Annotated in this window: 12 protein-coding genes; all 12 read right to left on the bottom strand. The window is 65.4% G+C overall.

Annotated elements, in window-relative coordinates; genetic code table 11:
* Window positions 1-67: 67 nt before the first annotated feature.
* Window positions 68-1,117, bottom strand: a complete 1,050-nt coding sequence (locus tag ACZI8W_RS22550) for an MlaD family protein (RefSeq protein ID WP_463370746.1) — start codon at window positions 1,115-1,117, stop codon at window positions 68-70.
* A 1-nt stretch (window position 1,118) separates the two neighbouring features.
* Window positions 1,119-2,135 (bottom strand): MlaD family protein, encoded by a 1,017-nt coding sequence (locus tag ACZI8W_RS22545; RefSeq protein ID WP_463370745.1) that lies wholly within the window; start codon window positions 2,133-2,135, stop codon window positions 1,119-1,121.
* A complete protein-coding gene (locus ACZI8W_RS22540) occupies window positions 2,135-3,139 on the bottom strand; it encodes an MlaD family protein (RefSeq protein WP_463370744.1) in 1,005 nt (334 codons plus the stop codon). Before ACZI8W_RS22540 ends, ACZI8W_RS22545 begins: the two co-directional genes overlap by 1 nt.
* Complete coding sequence (locus ACZI8W_RS22535) at window positions 3,139-4,227, bottom strand: MlaD family protein (RefSeq protein ID WP_463370743.1); 1,089 nt, start codon at window positions 4,225-4,227, stop codon at window positions 3,139-3,141. The genes ACZI8W_RS22540 and ACZI8W_RS22535 overlap by 1 nt, the downstream gene beginning before the upstream one ends.
* 2 nt (window positions 4,228-4,229) lie before the next feature.
* Window positions 4,230-5,099, bottom strand: a complete 870-nt coding sequence (locus ACZI8W_RS22530; protein ID WP_463370742.1) for an MlaE family ABC transporter permease — start codon at window positions 5,097-5,099, stop codon at window positions 4,230-4,232.
* 3 nt (window positions 5,100-5,102) lie between these two features.
* Window positions 5,103-5,906: an ABC transporter permease gene (locus ACZI8W_RS22525; RefSeq protein WP_463370786.1), complete on the bottom strand. Its 804-nt coding sequence runs from the start codon at window positions 5,904-5,906 to the stop codon at window positions 5,103-5,105.
* A gap of 454 nt (window positions 5,907-6,360) precedes the next feature.
* On the bottom strand, window positions 6,361-8,172 hold the full coding sequence (locus ACZI8W_RS22520; RefSeq protein WP_463370741.1) for an AMP-dependent synthetase/ligase: 1,812 nt from the start codon (window positions 8,170-8,172) through the stop codon (window positions 6,361-6,363).
* 51 nt (window positions 8,173-8,223) lie between these two features.
* Window positions 8,224-9,621: an aldehyde dehydrogenase family protein gene (locus tag ACZI8W_RS22515; RefSeq protein WP_463370785.1), complete on the bottom strand. Its 1,398-nt coding sequence runs from the start codon at window positions 9,619-9,621 to the stop codon at window positions 8,224-8,226.
* A 29-nt stretch (window positions 9,622-9,650) separates the two neighbouring features.
* Complete coding sequence (locus ACZI8W_RS22510) at window positions 9,651-11,624, bottom strand: flavin-containing monooxygenase (RefSeq protein ID WP_463370740.1); 1,974 nt, start codon at window positions 11,622-11,624, stop codon at window positions 9,651-9,653.
* Between the two features lie 182 nt (window positions 11,625-11,806).
* Window positions 11,807-13,123: a TetR/AcrR family transcriptional regulator gene (locus tag ACZI8W_RS22505; RefSeq protein WP_463370739.1), complete on the bottom strand. Its 1,317-nt coding sequence runs from the start codon at window positions 13,121-13,123 to the stop codon at window positions 11,807-11,809.
* 95 nt (window positions 13,124-13,218) lie between these two features.
* On the bottom strand, window positions 13,219-14,016 hold the full coding sequence (locus tag ACZI8W_RS22500) for an alpha/beta fold hydrolase (protein WP_463370738.1): 798 nt from the start codon (window positions 14,014-14,016) through the stop codon (window positions 13,219-13,221).
* Between the two features lie 32 nt (window positions 14,017-14,048).
* Window positions 14,049-16,262, bottom strand: a complete 2,214-nt coding sequence (locus ACZI8W_RS22495; RefSeq protein ID WP_463370737.1) for a 3-hydroxyacyl-CoA dehydrogenase NAD-binding domain-containing protein — start codon at window positions 16,260-16,262, stop codon at window positions 14,049-14,051.
* Between the last annotated feature and the right edge of the window lie 21 nt (window positions 16,263-16,283).

The following is a 16,283-nucleotide window of genomic DNA, read 5'->3' as shown; positions in this document are numbered from 1 at the left end:
AGTACGGCAGTTCCGGCGACGCAGCCCAACAGTCGGCGGACGCGTTGACGTCCGGGTGTCCTGGCGATCACAGGCCCGTCCTCTCGACGATCAGACTCAGCAGGTTCGTCGACACGGTGGTTCCACCGGCCTCGATACGAACATCCGGGGGGGTGTAGGGCAGCGTGAGACCACCACCGGCCTGCTGCTGATATCGCAACGCCGCCGCGATCGACGGCACAGTCTCGTAGAGCGCCGCCAGATCGGTCGCCCGCGTCGAGGCGAGCCGGATGAGATCGGCGACCGGGCCGTGCATCGTCGGCCATATCTCGTCTCCGTACTTACGCTGTACGTCGTAAATGAACGCGACGACCCAGCCGACACCGCGGTCGAATCGTGCAACCTGCGGGAACAGGTCGGTACCTGCGGCAGCGACAGCGGGCATCTGGTCGAGGATCGACTGGATACGGTCCCAGTCCTGGAGCCCACGGTCGGTCAGGGGGGCCATATTCATGATCGCCGAGCCGATGTCGGCGGTCAGCTGATCCGGGCTCGACGCAGCCGCAGCGGCGTGCTCGAGCATCGCGTGGGCGGGCCCTTCGACACCGGTGAGCGCCTGGTCGAATCCGGTGATCACGCCCTGCACACTGTCGCCCTCGACGGAGTTCAGCTTCTCGATGAAATCTGCGGCCGATCCCGCGATCTCGGAGATGTTCTTGGGGGTGCGTGCCCGGTCCTCGGTGATGCAGGTCCCCGGTTCGAGGGTGGCCCCGGCGGCGTAGTTGCCGACGAGTTCGAGACTCCGGTCTGCCAGGAGCGATTTCGAGCGCGTCACCGCCTGCACGTCTGCCGGGAAGTACCGACCGCCGTCGAGTTCGAAGGTGACCTGCACGCTGTCGTCACCGGACTCGATTCCCGTCACGGTGCCGACCTGATAGCCCATCTGGGTCACCGGGTTTCCGACGTACAGGCCGATGGTGTCGGGCATGTTCGCGCAGTACCCGGACCGCCCTTCGATTCGAGTGGACGGCTCGCTCGCGTCGCTACGCACGAACACGGCGAGAGCGGCGACGGCGGCGACGGCGGCGACCACGAGAACCGACCCGAGCAACAGCATCTGTTTCTTCTGCAACGCCACGTCAGCACTCCCGTCCGGCCAGCGGAACACACACGTTCGACAGCGTCATCGTTCCGCCGCCCATTTCCCTCATCCCGTTCGGTGTCAGCCAGTCCGCGAGCCGGCCGCGGAGAGCGGTCAGATTGTCGACGGCCGGACCCAGGTTTGCCTGCATGTCGGTGATCAAGCCCTGCAGGTCCCTGATCTGCTGCTCGAGGGGGTTCGAGTTCTCCAGGTAGGTGTCCACCAGTGGCTGCAGCCGCCACAGCACGTCACCGAGGATCCGGTAGGTCTCGTTGAAGCCGACCTTCGTGTTGTTGTAGGTCGATATGACGATGTCGATCTTCCGAATCAGTTCGAAGACCAGTTCTCGGTTCGCGTTGAAGGTGTGCAGGTATTCCTCTGCAAGAGCGGCGATTTCGTGCACTTGAGTGCGCTGGCGATCAAGGATTCCGGTGATCGCGTTCATCCCGTCGACGATCTCCCGCACTGAGGACGGGTTGTCCCGCAACGCCTCGGATACCTGTTCGAGGTTCGCGTGGATCATCTCCGAGTCGACCTCGTCGGTGACCTTCGGCGCACTCTGCAATACGTCGCCGATCGAGTAGGGCACCGTGACCCGTTCGGGTGGGATCACACCGCCCGGCGCCTCGGTCTGCCCCAGCGGGATCAGATTGACCGCATATCCGCCGACGGGGGTGAGCATCCTTACTTCGACGCGAGACTGGTCACCGACGAAGGTGGACCGGTCGATTCTGGTCTGCACCGTCACCGAATCCTGCCCGATCGATACTTCGGACACCGTGCCGACGCTGATCCCCGCGACACGGACGTCCTGCCCACTGGTGATCGCTGACGCGTCGGTGGTCTCGAAGGTGACCGTCCGCTGGTTGGGGGGTCGCAGGTAGACCACCACGAATGCAACCAGGGTCAGGGCGGCGACTCCGAGCGAGACGAGCCCCAGCCCGAAGTCGCTTCCCACGAGGGCACCCGAACGCGCGCGTAGGCGTCGCCACATCGCCGTCGGTTGCCGGGACATTATTGGTTGCACAGCACGACCTCACTACCATTGAGCAGCACCTGGATCTCGGCCGGCAGATGCGCCTGTCCCTGACTGCAACCGGAATCGAACGTCCGCGGTTGCGCTACCTTCAGGCCGGCCAGCGCCGCAGGCATCAACCGCAGTGACTCCACCGCGTCGCCCAGGGATGCGAAGGCGTTGTTCAACGATTCGTCCACCGTGTTGTTGTCGTCGAGTCCGACCATCACGAGCAGACGTTGTATCGGTTCGAGGAACTGCGGCCCGTAGGACGCCGTCCGGGGGAATTCGTCGATCACCGCGAGCGCATTGCTCATCGGTACGTTGACCGCGTTCATGAAATCCATCACGTATCGCGAGCGCCCGCCGAGGACACCGGACAGGCTGGACAGGTTCGCGGTCAGCGTGCTGATCACGGCTTGCCTGTCCTCCGCGTACGACGCCAGCCTCGCAGTACTCTCGAGCATGGGAGACAGTCCGCGACCGTCACCCTCGAGCAGCAGCAGGGCGTTCCGCGAGAACTCGTTGATCTCTTCGGTTCGCATCGTCTCGAGTACAGGCTGGAGTCCGTTGAACAACGCGGTGATGTCGTAGGACGGGTCGGTGGACTCCGTGCCCAGGTGAGTGACCGAGAGACCTGGCCGGTCCGGCTCGACCACCTCTACATACCGGATTCCGGTCAGGTTCTGGTACTTGATCGCGAGTCTGGTTGTGTCGGTGAGCTCGTAGCCGTTCTCCATCGAGAAGCGGACGCGGGCCGATGCCCGGTTGTCGGACTGCACCAGGTCCACGCCGGTCACCTTTCCGATCCGCAAGCCCTTGAGCCGCACGTCGCCGTTGACGTGCAAACCCGACGCGTCTGTGAAGTCGGCGCTGTACTCGGCGGTGGTCGATCCAACCGGGTTGCGCATGGCGTTGATCGCCAGGACGAACAGGAACGCCGCCACGACACCGACGGCCACCAGTTTGATCCCCGTTTTCACTAGTGCCAAATTTCCAGACATCAGTTTTCCCCCAATGTAATCGGTCTCGTCAGGCCCGCTGCAACCATCGACCCGGCCAGTGCGGGGAAACTGTCGAGCATGAGTTGCAACTGAAGGGTCTTGTGCTCGGGCCCTCCGGTGAATGCACCGTCGAGCCGGGCGATGAGTTCGGACAGATCGTCGACGGCCTCTGCACCCCCGATCATGTCGGGTATCGGGTCGCTGATCTCCTTCAGCACGAGCGTCAGCGGCGTCAACTCCTCGCCGTGCGAGGCCAACAGCGTGCCCGCCGCGCCGAACAGATCCGACCCGAGCAGGCCGAGGGTCTCGTCGGTGGCATCCAGCAGTTCCGCGTCCGCCACAACCGGATCTCCCGCCGGTGCCTCGTTGTAGACACTGTTGACGATCGTGTACAGCGCCGTCGCAGCCTCCTTGCTGAAGGCCGGGAACTCGTCGAGCAGCGCGTTGATTCGACGCAGATGCACACTGGGGAGCTGTTGTTGGGTCTTGGCGACCTGGTCTGCGAAGATGACGCCCGCGCGGATCAACGGTGCGAGTCCGTTGGCGTATCGCATCACCTTGTCCAGGCTGTCGATCACGTCGCCGGTGAGCGTGCCGTCGATGACCAGCGAACCGGTCTCGAGCATCGTCGACATCGTGTAGTCCGGAGAGGAATCGCGATGGATAACCTGTCCTTCGCGGATCGCGCCGCCACCCTCACGAGAGGTGAGGTTCACCGCTGACACGCCGAAGTAATTCTCCGGGCGGAAATCGACCTCGAAGGAATCGGTGAGAACATCGGCGCCGACTCCGTCGACGACCATCTGGAGTTCGACTCCGCCGGCGCCCATGGCGGTCACGTCGGCGACAGTTCCGACGGCGGCGCCTCGCAACAGTATCTTCGAACCCGTTTTCACTCCCGGCCCCAACGACGGAACGACGAGCGAAAAGCGTGTTCCCGCAGGCTCGGTCACGCGTGGGTAGATCACGGCGGCCAGCACGATCACCAGCGACCCCACCAGCAGCGCAGCGATACCGGCGATTGTCAGCATCCGGCGCTGGCTCGGCACGTCACCGCGAATGAAGTCCTGGTTGGTATGTCTCGACACTGTCAACCCCTGAACGGAAGGTCGGGGCTCAGTCCCCAGATGGCCACGGTCATGAGAAAGTTGAGAACGACGATCGCCACGAGGCTCGCGCGAATCGCTCGACCCGATGCCGCGCCCACGCCTGCGGGTCCACCACTCGCGAAATATCCGTAGTAGCAGTGGATCATCGTGACGACAGCACAGAAGACCAGCGTCTTGCCGACCGATGCGATGAGGTCGGGAACATTGACGAACTGCGCGAAGTAGTGGTCGTACGTCCCGGAAGGCTGAGCGTGGAAGGTCTTGATGATCATTCCACCGGTGATGAAACTGACCACGATTGCCATCAGATATCCGGGAAGGACAACGAGCATCCCCCCGATCAATCGGGTTCCCACCACGAACGGAATCGCGCGCAGGCCCATCGCCTCGGTGGCGTCGATCTCATCGGAGATGCGCATTGCACCGATTTCGGCGGTCATTCGACATCCCGCCTGAGCAGCGAAGCCGATCCCGGTGATGATGGGTGCGATCACTCGGATATTCCCGAAGGACCCGATGATTCCGGTGAGAGCACCGAAACCCAACAGGTCGAATGCCATGAACGCCTGAATCGCGACCACCGCACCCACCGCGATGCCAAGGAACAGCATCAGGCTGATGACGCCACCGTCGACGACAAGCGACCCGTTCCCCCAGGCCATGTCGTTCATCGTCTTCGTGGTCTGCTTGCGATAGTGCTTGACCGTCTTGGGCAGCAGGACGATCGTCCGCCAGCAGAACACGACGATCTGACCGAGTTCCTGGACCAGATCCTCGAGCGACCTGCTCACTCGTCGCGCACCCCTGGTCAGTAGGTTTTCGCGGGTGGTTGCACCCTTGCCGATTGTCATCGCTCAGGCCAACCTTGCCGGGAAGAGCATCATCTGCACCTGACTGACCAGTAGGTTCGTCATGAAAATGCAGAAGACACTGAGTACGACCGACGCGTTCACCGCGTTGGCGACACCCTTGGGTCCTCCCTTCGCCTCCAGCCCTCGCAGACTGGCGATCACCACGACGATCACCGCGAATATCACCACCTTGATGACCGAGAATGCGAGGTCGATTGGGGTGGCGAACGCGCCGAAGGACTGCCAGAAGCTCGCCGGTACAACGTTGTTGATGTTGGCGGAGATGACGAGGCCGGCGGCGACACCCGCGGTGATGATGAGGATGCACAACGCCGGGGCGATCGCGAGCATCGCAATGAACCTCGGCACGATCAGCCGCTGCACCGGATTGACTCCCATCACACGGATCGCCTCGATTTCTTCACGGATCGCGCGAGCGCCCAGATCCGATGCGATAGCGGAGGCAGCTGCGCCGCTCATGAGCAGACCGGCTGCCATCGGGGCGCCCTGACCGACCACTCCGAGGCCGCTGGCCGCTCCTGCGAGCGAGTTGGCGCCGACCTGGTCCATCACACCACCGACCTGAACGGAGACCTCGGCACCGATCGGCACGGCCATCAGGAGTGCGGGCAGTGCGGTGACCTTGAACAGCTTCCACGTCTGCTCGACGACCTCGCCGAACGGCAGTCGCCACCTCAGGGTGTCGACGATCGCAATAGCCACGATCTCCTGTGTCAGGCGCACGGACCGGCCGATGGTGGCGACGCTGTCGTGGGCACGACGCCGAGCACCGGAGCCGACTCGCATCACTGCATCACCCACCCGCGCCGAAGGCCCGCGGCTCTCGACCGCAGGTTTTTCGAGCATGCTGGTGCTCACCCCGTTCTCCGTCCCTTGTGGCATGTGATCTGCGCTCGCAATCCATAGCGGCACAGTTACGTTGGCGTCAATCGAATGAGTTGTGCATGAGGGTTGAGCGGCCTCGCCGCATTGCCGTTCCGCGTGCGGAATTCGCTATTCGTTCGACCGCTACTGAGCGACCTCTGCACGGACATCCGGCAGATCACATCGGACCACTCCAGGGTCCTGCGCCGACACAGTCGGCTGAACGCGACCTATATGTCTCCACTTCCCCATGCAAACAAGGAGATCATACAAACTGTTCAGACGTGATGTCAATCACCGTTGGTGAGGTTTCATCGCGACGTGGTGGACGAGCCGCTCGGCCCGACCACCGCGTCGTGTCGATTCGCTCCGAGTGTCAGCTCCGGGCGCTCTCGTCGTAGAGCGACTGGATCACGTCAGCGTACTTGGTATTGATTGTCCGGCGCTTCAGCTTCGACGTGGGCGTCAGCTCGTCGCTGTCGGGCAACCATTCCTGTGTCAGCACGTCGTAGTGCTTGATCTGCTCGATGCGGGAGAGCCGGCTGTTCGCCGACTCCACAGCCTCGGCGACGAGCGCGAGCACACCTGGATCCGCCGATACCGCGATCAGCGATGCATCGGCCAATCCGTGTTCGTCGGCGTATGCCGCCGCCGCATCAGGGTCGAGCACCAGAAGGGCCACGTTGTACGGACGTCCGTCTCCGTAGCAGAAGGCCTGACCGATCAGAGGGGAGGAGCTCTTGAGCACACCCTCGATGTTTGCCGGCGACATGTTCTTGCCCCCGGCATTGATGATCAGTTCCTTCTTCCGGTCGACGATCCGGAACCAGCCGTCGTCCGAGGTCGCAATGTCGCCGGTGTGCAACCACCCGTCGGAATCGATCGCTTCCGCTGTCTTCACCGGATCCTTGCGGTAGCCGCGCATGACGTGCGGTCCGCGCAGCAACAGCTCGCCGTCCTCGGCGATCCGCGCCTCGGTACCGGGCATCGCCCTGCCGACACTGCCGAGCCGGATCTCTTCGGGAAGGTTCGTCATGCCGAGTGCGCCCGTCTCGGACATGCCGAAGCCCTCCGAGAGCGGAAGTCCGAGTGCGAGGAAGAACTCGTGGACCGCCACCGGGATCGGAGCAGCACCGGTCATGAGCAGGCTGACCTGATCCAACCCGAGTTGCCGGCGCAGCGGCGCGAGAACCGCCTCGTCGAACGCCGCCACCGCGATCTCGAGTTCCGGTGGGGCGGTGTCGCCGCCCTGTTCTGCTCGGACCTTCTGCAGCGCCCGCGCGAGCCCGTCCTCGACCGCGGTCCGTTGCGGCTCCGGCATCGCGCCGAAGCGAGCGAGAAGCGCAGCGCGCAGCTTCTCCCACACACGCGGCACCCCGAGCAGCCAGGTGGGCCGAACCTCGCCGACAGCGGCGAACAGGCCGGTTGCGTCCCGCACCGTGGTGATGGTCCACCCCGTCACCATGAACAGGTAGTGCGAGAAGATCCGATCCGCGACGTGCGCCGTCGGCAGGTAGGACACACACGTCCCGTCGGCGGCGAAGGGGAACCGCTCGTTGCAGGTCTGCAACACGAACATCAGGTTCGCGTGCGTGAGTTCCACACCCTTGGGCGGTCCCGTGGTGCCGGAGGTGTAGATCAGCGTGGCCACGTCATCGGGCCGGATCTGACGCCACGTCGCCGGGAAGTCGAAGCCCACCGGTCGGCGCGTCCGGATCTCGTCGAGCGACAACTCCTGCGGGTCGTCACCGCCGACGACCACGATGTGCTCGAGGGACGGCGTCTCGGCCTCCCCGAGTCGCTCCAGGAATTCTGGTTCGCACACCACCACACGACATTCCGCGTGGTCGAGCAGATACGAGATCTGCTGTGCCGACGACGTGTTGTAGATGGAGAACGGTGTCACGCCGAGGTGCAGCGCAGCGAGATCGACGATGTGGAACTCCGGACGATTGGTCATGATCAGACCGATCGTGTCGCCGCGTCGCAGACCGAGCGACGCCAATCCGGCGGCGACCTCCTCCACGGCATCGGCCAACTCGCGCCGGGTGAGGGCAGTGGTGTCGCCGTGGGCGCGCAGAGCGGGTGCGTCCGGTACCGCGGCGACAGTACGTTGGAACGCCTCGCACAGGGTGGAGACATCGACCGCGGGCGACGAGTCGGTCGCAGTGGTGGTCTGTGTGGTCATGGGAAACTCACCTCTCGAAGGGGCAGAGTGACGTGGGTGGCGTGCTGTCGATCAACCCATGAGGCGGCGCAGGATGCGGGTCGCGACGGGGCCGTACGGGGGGTAGCTCAGTGCCAGGTCGATCACCGTCGGCTTGCGCAGTACCGCCTTGTGATGACTGAACGTGTCGAATCCGTTGCGGCCGTGGTACGAACCCATTCCGGAGTCACCGACACCACCGAACGGCAGTTCCGGTACCAGCAGTTGGTAGAGCACCTGGTTGACGCCGACCGAGCCGGAGGAGGTGGACGAGACGACCGTGTCGATGGAACTCTCCGAGCCCGAGAACACATACAGTGCCAGGGGCTTCGGTCGTTCACGCACGAAGGTGATCGCATCGGCCAGGGACGGCACCGAGATCACCGGCAACACGGGACCGAAGATCTCCTCCTGCATCAGCGGCGAACTCGGGTCCGGATCAGTGACGACAGTTCCCTCGATCTGCAAGCTCGTGCGGTCGTGCGCACCGCCTGACACCTCCCCAGCGTGGCCGCTGAGCAGGCCGACGACCCGGTCGAAGTGCGCTTCGTTCACCATGTGGGTGCCCTCCGCCTTCGCTGCAACCCGAAGCCGGTCGAGGAGTTTGCCCACGAACTGGGGGCGCACCGAATCCTCGACGAGTACATAGTCCGGCGCGATGCAGGCCTGTCCGCTGTTGACGCATTTGCCCCACGCGATCCGGCGGGCGGCGATATCGAGGTCTGCATCGGCAGTCACGATGACCGGGCTCTTGCCACCGAGTTCGAGAGTGACCGGAGTGAGATGCTTGGCCGCGGCCTCGAGCACCACCCGGCCCACGCGAGTGGATCCGGTGAAGAAGATGTGATCGAACTTCTCCGCGAGCACCCGGGTCGACACCTGTACGCCACCGGTGACCACTGCGACGGCAGACGGGTCGAGGTAGCGTGGCAGGAGGTCCGCAAGGGCGGCAGCGGTGTGCGGTGCGAGTTCGGACGGCTTGATCAGCACTGTATTACCTGCTGCAAGTGCGCTGACAAGCGGGTGCAAGGTCAGCAAGATCGGGAAGTTCCACGCCCCGACCACCAGCACCATCCCCTTGGGCTCCGGCACCTCACGCGCCCTGCCCGGCTGCTGCGCCGCCGGAATCCGGACCTTCCTCGGCCGCGTCCATTTCTCCAGGCCCGCCAGAGTGTGCCGGATCTCGGCCCTGACGGGCGCGATGTCGCCCATGAAGGTGCCGATCGCATTGCGCCCCAAATCCTTCTGGAGCGCTTCGGCGAGCTCGCTCTCGCGCTCGTCGAGCAGGCGTGCCATGCCTTCCAGTTGCTCCCGCCTCCAGGTGAGTGACCTGGTGCGTCTGCTCTCGAAGGTTCTGCGCAGCCGCGCCACCTGCTCCGGCACGGAATCAGTCACCTCGGCCGGGACCGGATTCCCGTTCGGCGTGTTCACGTGTCGTCGTCCTGCACCGATTGCGCTGCTCACGACTGCCTCCCGCTCTCGTCCGCCACACCGACGGCGCTCAGTTCTGAATTCACGTGGAAGTCCTCCAGTTTCGGCTCGTGGACACGCCGCCAGTAGTCGACGTACTTCCACGGGCTGTTGGTAACGACGCGGCCGGCGCCGTTGACGTAATACGACCGGGCTCGGGGATGCATCCAGATCGATCTGTTCAGTGCAGTGGCCAGTTCCTCGTCGTACGCCTCGAACGCTTCCTGCCGTATCTCCACCGAGGCGATACCGTCGTCGATCATCCGGGAAAGCATGGCGGTGACGTACTGAACCTGCATTTCTGTGCCGGCGACCACGGTGCCACCGTGGCCGGTGTTCGTGTTCGGTCCGTAAAGGCAGAAGAAGTTCGGGAAACCGGGGACGGTGATCCCGAGGTGGGCGCGACCGTCCTCGTCGCCCCACGCATCCCGTAGCGACTGCGCATCCCGGCCGACGACGTTCATCGACGCGAGCACGCGGGAAGCCTCGAACCCGGTTGCGAGAACGAGTATGTCGAGTTCGTGCTCGTTCCCGTCCGTGGTGCGCACACCGGCCTCGGTGACCTTCTCGACAGACTCGGTGACGAGATCGACGTTGTCGCGCCTGATCGTCTCGTACCAGCCGTGGTCGATGAGAAGTCGCTTGCCGTAGGGCGGGTAGTCCGGAACACTCTTCGCGACGAGGTCGTCTCGGCCCTTCAGTTGGGAGTGGATGTAGCCGGTCAGTACCTCGCGGAGCCTGTCGTTCCCGCGATTGACCGCGCGATCCTGATGCGGGAACGACGGATCCACCTGCAGCAGGCCGTGGACCCGATCGCCCATTCGCCAGAACACCCGGACTCGGTACCAGCCGAGATAGTGCGGGATGTGCCGGAACAGGAATCGCTGGGCCTCGGGCACTGCGCGAGCCTGGTTCGGGTGCGGCGTCGCCCACTGGGGGGTTCGCTGGAAGACGACCACGCGGTCCGCGGCCGCGGCGGCGGCGGGAACGAACTGCATCGCACTCGCACCGGTTCCGATGACGCCGACGCGCTTGCCCGCCAGGTCGATCGAGGGATCCCACTGTGCGGTATGGACCGCCGGTCCACGGAAGTCCTTCAGTCCCTCGATGTTCGGCATGCTCGGCCGGTTGAGCAATCCGACGGCGCTGACGACGACGTTGGCCGTGATCCGGTCGGTCGACCCGTCCGCGGCGCGAGTGGTGACCTCCCAGGTGTCGGACACCTCGTCGAATGTTGCGGCCTCGACTCGGGTCGAGAAGCGGATCGACTCGCGGACACCACCCTGGTCGGCGAGGTCCCGCCAGTACTGCACCAGTTCGTCGCGACCGGTGAAGTACCGTGTCCAGTCCGGGTTCTGCGCGAACGACAGCGAGTACAAATGGCTGGGGGTGTCCACGCCGCATCCGGGGTAGACGTTCTCGTGCCAGCTGCCGCCGACGTCCGCGTTCTTCTCGACCACCGTGAACGCGATACCAGCGTCCTTCAGGCGCAGCGCGAGGCACAGCCCGGACAGCCCGGCACCGACGATGACCACCCGGAAGCCTGTCGGTACCTGCGACGTCGGGTGGGTCACCCGCGGATGGACACCGAGTTCCTCGCCGAGCAGTCGCCCGTACTCCGCGGGCACCTCCTCCGCGACCGAGAAGGACAGCAGGGCGGCGATCCGTTCGGGTGCGGGGACATCCGCGACGGGGAGAGTGCCGTCACGCCACGCCCGCAGCGTCGCGAATGCCTCCTCCCGGATGCGCTCTTGTACCTGCTCGGGCAATCCGGCGCCGTCGTGGTCGTCGAGGCCCACCGGCACGGTAGGTGCGTATTCGGCCGCGATCCAGCGGTCGTCTCCGGTGAGATGCGCCAGGGCGGGCAGTAGGACGGGGAGGGTGGCGGCGTCGAGAGCGGCGCGGAGTTCAGTGTCGGAGAACGCATTCGGTGATGACTCCGGGGGCGATCCATAGCGCGTCATACACGCGACCATACATCGTGTTCATACGTGACGTCAATCACTGATACGCCGCTCGGTGCAGCGCGATCCTCACAGCGCCTTGCGACTCCGCGCCCGACACGACAGCCGGACACGACAGCCGGACACGACACTGCCGGGGACCGCCCTGCGTGCAGGCGATCCCCGGCAGTGGGTATGGGAGGTCAGCGACCGTAGACGGTGGCGTTTATCAGATCCGCAAGCAGCGCGACCACGGTGGGCAGATCCGACAGGTGCTCCTCACCCGCGAGCGCACCCGACACCGTGCGCTCGATCGTCCACACCAGGACCGCGGCCAACTGCGCGGCTGGCGGACCATCGACCGCCAGACCCGCCGCGCGATCGACTTCCACGACTTGTTGCACCACGTCGGTCATGCGCGCGACGGTCGACAGATAGGAGTGCTGCAGCGCGGGTCGTCGAGGCCACTCGTGAATCGCGTTGCGTACCACAGCTTCACTCGCCGGATCCAGAGCGAGCCAGCTTTCGACCGCGTTCCGGATCGACGCCGGGTCCGATCGATCCACATCGAGCAACTGGCCGATCCGCTCGACAAGACCCCACGCAACCTCGGCGAAGAGCGAGACGAAGGCGTCGTCCTTGTTGCCGAAATAGAAGTAGAACGTCGCCCGCGACGCGCCCGACTCCTTCAGGATGTCCTCGACGGTGACGGTGTCGAGCGAATTGCCGGACTGGGCCAGCAGCGACTCGAGTCCCCGAAGAAGAGAGTCCGACGTGGCATTCGCCTCGCTGCTGTCCTTCTCCCGCACCGACGTGGCGGCGACCGCGGGGACGACGACCGCCCCGGTCGCCTCACGATGTCCGTGGCCGCCCGCCTCGCGGTACGGGCGCGTGCCGCGATAGATCGCGGCGAACGTGACCGCGACGACCGCGTCGATCGCGTCATCGGGGGTGGGCAACCGCGCATCGAGCTCACGTGTTCCGACATAGAAGGCGCGCTCGATGCAGCACACGAGCATGGCCGCGATCATGTCCGCAGGAGGCCCGTCGGGGGCTGCCCCGGCCTCCCGCTCATGTGTGATCTGCTCGGTCACCGCGCGGACGAACTGCCCCGCGGAGGACCGCCACGCCGTCGCGAGCCCGGGGACGGTGTACATATTCTCGATCGCCGCACACACCACCGGGCCGTGATCCGACCACATGTCCAAGGTTCCGCGCATGCTCGTGTCCATCGACCGCGAACGTGCCTTCCCCGGGGGCGCCTGCCACGGACCGTCTTCGTCGTACGTGCTCGCGAGCAACCTCGCGACCAGCGCCACGAGCACGTCGAACTTGGATGCGAAATAGTGGTAAAAGTTCGCGCGGGAGAGACCCGCACGTTTGATGATCTTCGCAACTGTAATGTCCTGCAGCGGTTCTCGCCGCAAGAGTTCCTCGGTGGCGTCGAACACCGCGATTTCTGCCGCACTCTGCCCGTCGTGCGCACGCGGGCGCTGCCGAACAGCCGATTTCTCCGTCACGAGGCCATGCTACATCTGTCTGGACATCATGAATGGACAAGTCCGACTCACCGGGACCGGCGACGGCCGGAGGAAAGCGTGGCGTCCCGGGGCCGTCACCGGGCGGCCGCCGTCAACAGGAATTCGTCGAACTCGTCGGGCCGTTCGAGCATCGGATAGTGCCCACAATCCAGTTCGACCAGACGATGCCCGAGTCGCTCGTGCAACCAGCGGGTGCCGCGCACGGACAGGGCCGGGTCGGCGGTCCCGATGACCTGCTCGATCGGCATCGTGAGACGGTCGAGCAGATCCACCTGCTCGGTCTGCAACAGAGTGGCCATGCAGGCGTTGCCTGCCCACCCGGGCGTCGCGAGCGAAATCCGGTGCAGCCAGTCCAGCACGGTCTCGTCCGGCGGCGACCCGAAGGGGTCGCCCACCGCGCGTCGCCGGAACTCGACCCTGGATCGGTGTTCGGCCTCGTGCATGGCACGGACAGCCGGATCCGCGGGCGCCCCGAAGGGAAACGACTCGTGCCGCGCGGCCGCCACCCCGTTGGAGGCAACGAGGACGATCTTCCTGATCCGGCTCGGCTCGTCGTGTGCGAGCCGGAGTGCCGTCATCGCGCCCAGCGACCACCCGACCACAACCGCGTTCTCGACGTCGGCATTCTCGAGCACCGCCGCTGCATCCCGCGCAAGGGTCTCGATGTCGTACGATCCCCACGGTTTGTCCGAGCTGCCGTGACCCCGAGTGTCCATCGCAAGAACCCGATGTCCGGCCTCGACGAGCACCCGGATCTGCCGGTCCCACACCTCGTGACTCAGGCTCCAGCCGTGGATCAGCAACACCGGACTACCCGACCCGAGGTCGCGGACGGCGACCCTGACACCCTCACCCACGTCGACGAGCTTCATCGTTTCTGTTCCCTTCGATCTCGGAATTCGTGTCAGCCCCGAACAGAGACGGACACCATCGGGGTGTCGACGAGCAGTCGGCCCGAACTCGCGAGATCGCGGAGCGACGCGGGCACGCTGAAACGCTCCCCGTACCGGGCTGCCAACTCATCGGCACGCGCGACGAAACCCGCAGGCCCGCCCTCGTAGCCGTCGATCAGACGCAGCACACCACCGGTCCACGCCGGGTAGCCGATACCGAGGATCGACCCCACGTTGGCGTCTGCCACCGACTCGAGTACCCCTTCCTCGAGGCACCGGTACGACTCCAGTGCCTCGACGAACAGCATCCGGTCACGCGTGTCCTCCAGTGGCATATCCAGGGTGTTGCCCCCGAAGACCCCGACCAGGCCGGACCACAGACCTGCCCGTTGACGGTCGACGTATTCGTAGAACCCGGCACCGCCGAGCCGTCCGGGCCTCCCGTGCGCGTCGACCATCTGGTCCACCACTACTTCTGCCGGATGCGCCTGCCACGTGCGGCCTTCGGCGGCGGCAGCCTCGCGGCCGGTGTTCCGCACTCTGCGGAGCAGTTCCAGATTGAGTTCGTCGGCGAGTTGCAGCACCGGCGCCGGATAGCCGGCCTGCGCACTCGCCTGTTCGATCGACGGTGCAGGCACCCCCTCGCCGAGCATCGCGAGCGCCTCGTTGATGAACGTCCCGATCACCCGGCTGGTGAAGAACCCGCGGCTGTCGTTGACGACGATCGGAGTCTTGCCGATCTGATTGGCGAAGTCCAGTGCACGCGAGAGTGTTTCCTCGTCGGTCTTCTCTCCCTTGATGATCTCGATGAGGGGCATCCGGTCGACGGGACTGAAGAAGTGCAGACCGATGAACCGTTCCGGTGCGGGGACCGACTCGGCGAGCCCGCTGATCGGCAGCGTCGAGGTGTTCGACCCGATCAGCGCGCCCTCGGCGAGATGCGGTTCGACACGGCGCACGACCTCGTCCTTGATCGCCGGATCCTCGAAGACCGCCTCGACGACGATGTCGGCGCCAGCGGCGTCCGCAACGTCGGTGGTCGGACGGATCCGGGCGAGCAGGGCCTGCGCATCGTCCGCGGACATCCGGCCGTTCGCGACGGCCTTGCCGACAACCTTCTCTGCGTATCCCTTCCCGCGCTGTGCGGCTTCCGCCGACAGATCCTGGAGCACGACCTCGAGACCGGCGCGCGCGCACTCGTAGGCGATTCCGGCGCCCATCATCCCGGCACCGAGGACGATGGCCTTGGTCGCCTTCCACGGGGCGCGATGCGCGTCCCGACCGCGTGCGCCGGATACCTCCTGGGTGTCGAAGAAGGTCTGGATCATGTTCTTCGCCACCAGTCCGGTCGCGAGGTCCACAAAGTACCGGGCCTCGACCTTCAGTGCGCCGTCGACGTCCAGGCGCGCTCCCTCCACCGCCGCGGCAAGGATGTTGCGCGGCGCAGGTTGGTTCGCGCCCTTGAGCTTCTGCTCGATCCGGGCGGGCAGCAGCGGCAGGCGCGCGGCCACACTCGACGATCGGTCGGCCGGGCTGCCTCCGGGAAGGGTGTATCCCGTGCGGTCCCAGGGTTGAACGGGCTCCGGTCCGGAGGCGATCCACCGCTTCGCGGCCGCGACGAGCTCATCCGCGTCGTCCACGACCTCGTCGACCAGACCGAGGTCACGGGCGGCGTGCGCGTCGAACCGCTGACCGGAGAGCAGCACCTTGTCGAGTGCAGCCTCCAGGCCGAGCAGTCGGACGGTGCGAACGACACCACCGGCGCCCGGGAGCAGGCCCAGGGTCACCTCAGGAAGCCCGAGCCGGACCTTGGGTCCCGCCAGGACGATTCGGTGATGGGTGGCGAGCGCGAGTTCGAGCCCACCGCCGAGCGCCGCACCGCCTACAGCGGCCACGACCGGGACGCCGACCATCTCGAGGCGGCGCAACAGCCTACTGTTGCGATCCACGAACTGCGTGAATTCGTCGATACGGTCCTTGGTGACGGTCCGCAGATCCGCGAGGTCGCCGCCGGCGAAGAAGGTTGACTTCCCGGAGGTGACGATCACCCCGGTGATGGTGGACTTCTCGGCCTCGATCCGGTCGAGCGCGGCACCGAGGTCGTCGACGAACGCCTCGGTCATGGTGTTCACGCGGCGGTCCGGGTCGTCGATGGTCAGGGTCACGACACCGTCGTCGCCGCGGTGCCAGGACACGATCCCGGCGCCGGTCTTGTTCTCGGTCATGAGGGTACGATCCTTCCGGAG

The organism is Rhodococcus ruitaii, assembly GCF_055230935.1.
This window is presented reverse-complemented; position numbering and strand designations above follow the sequence as displayed.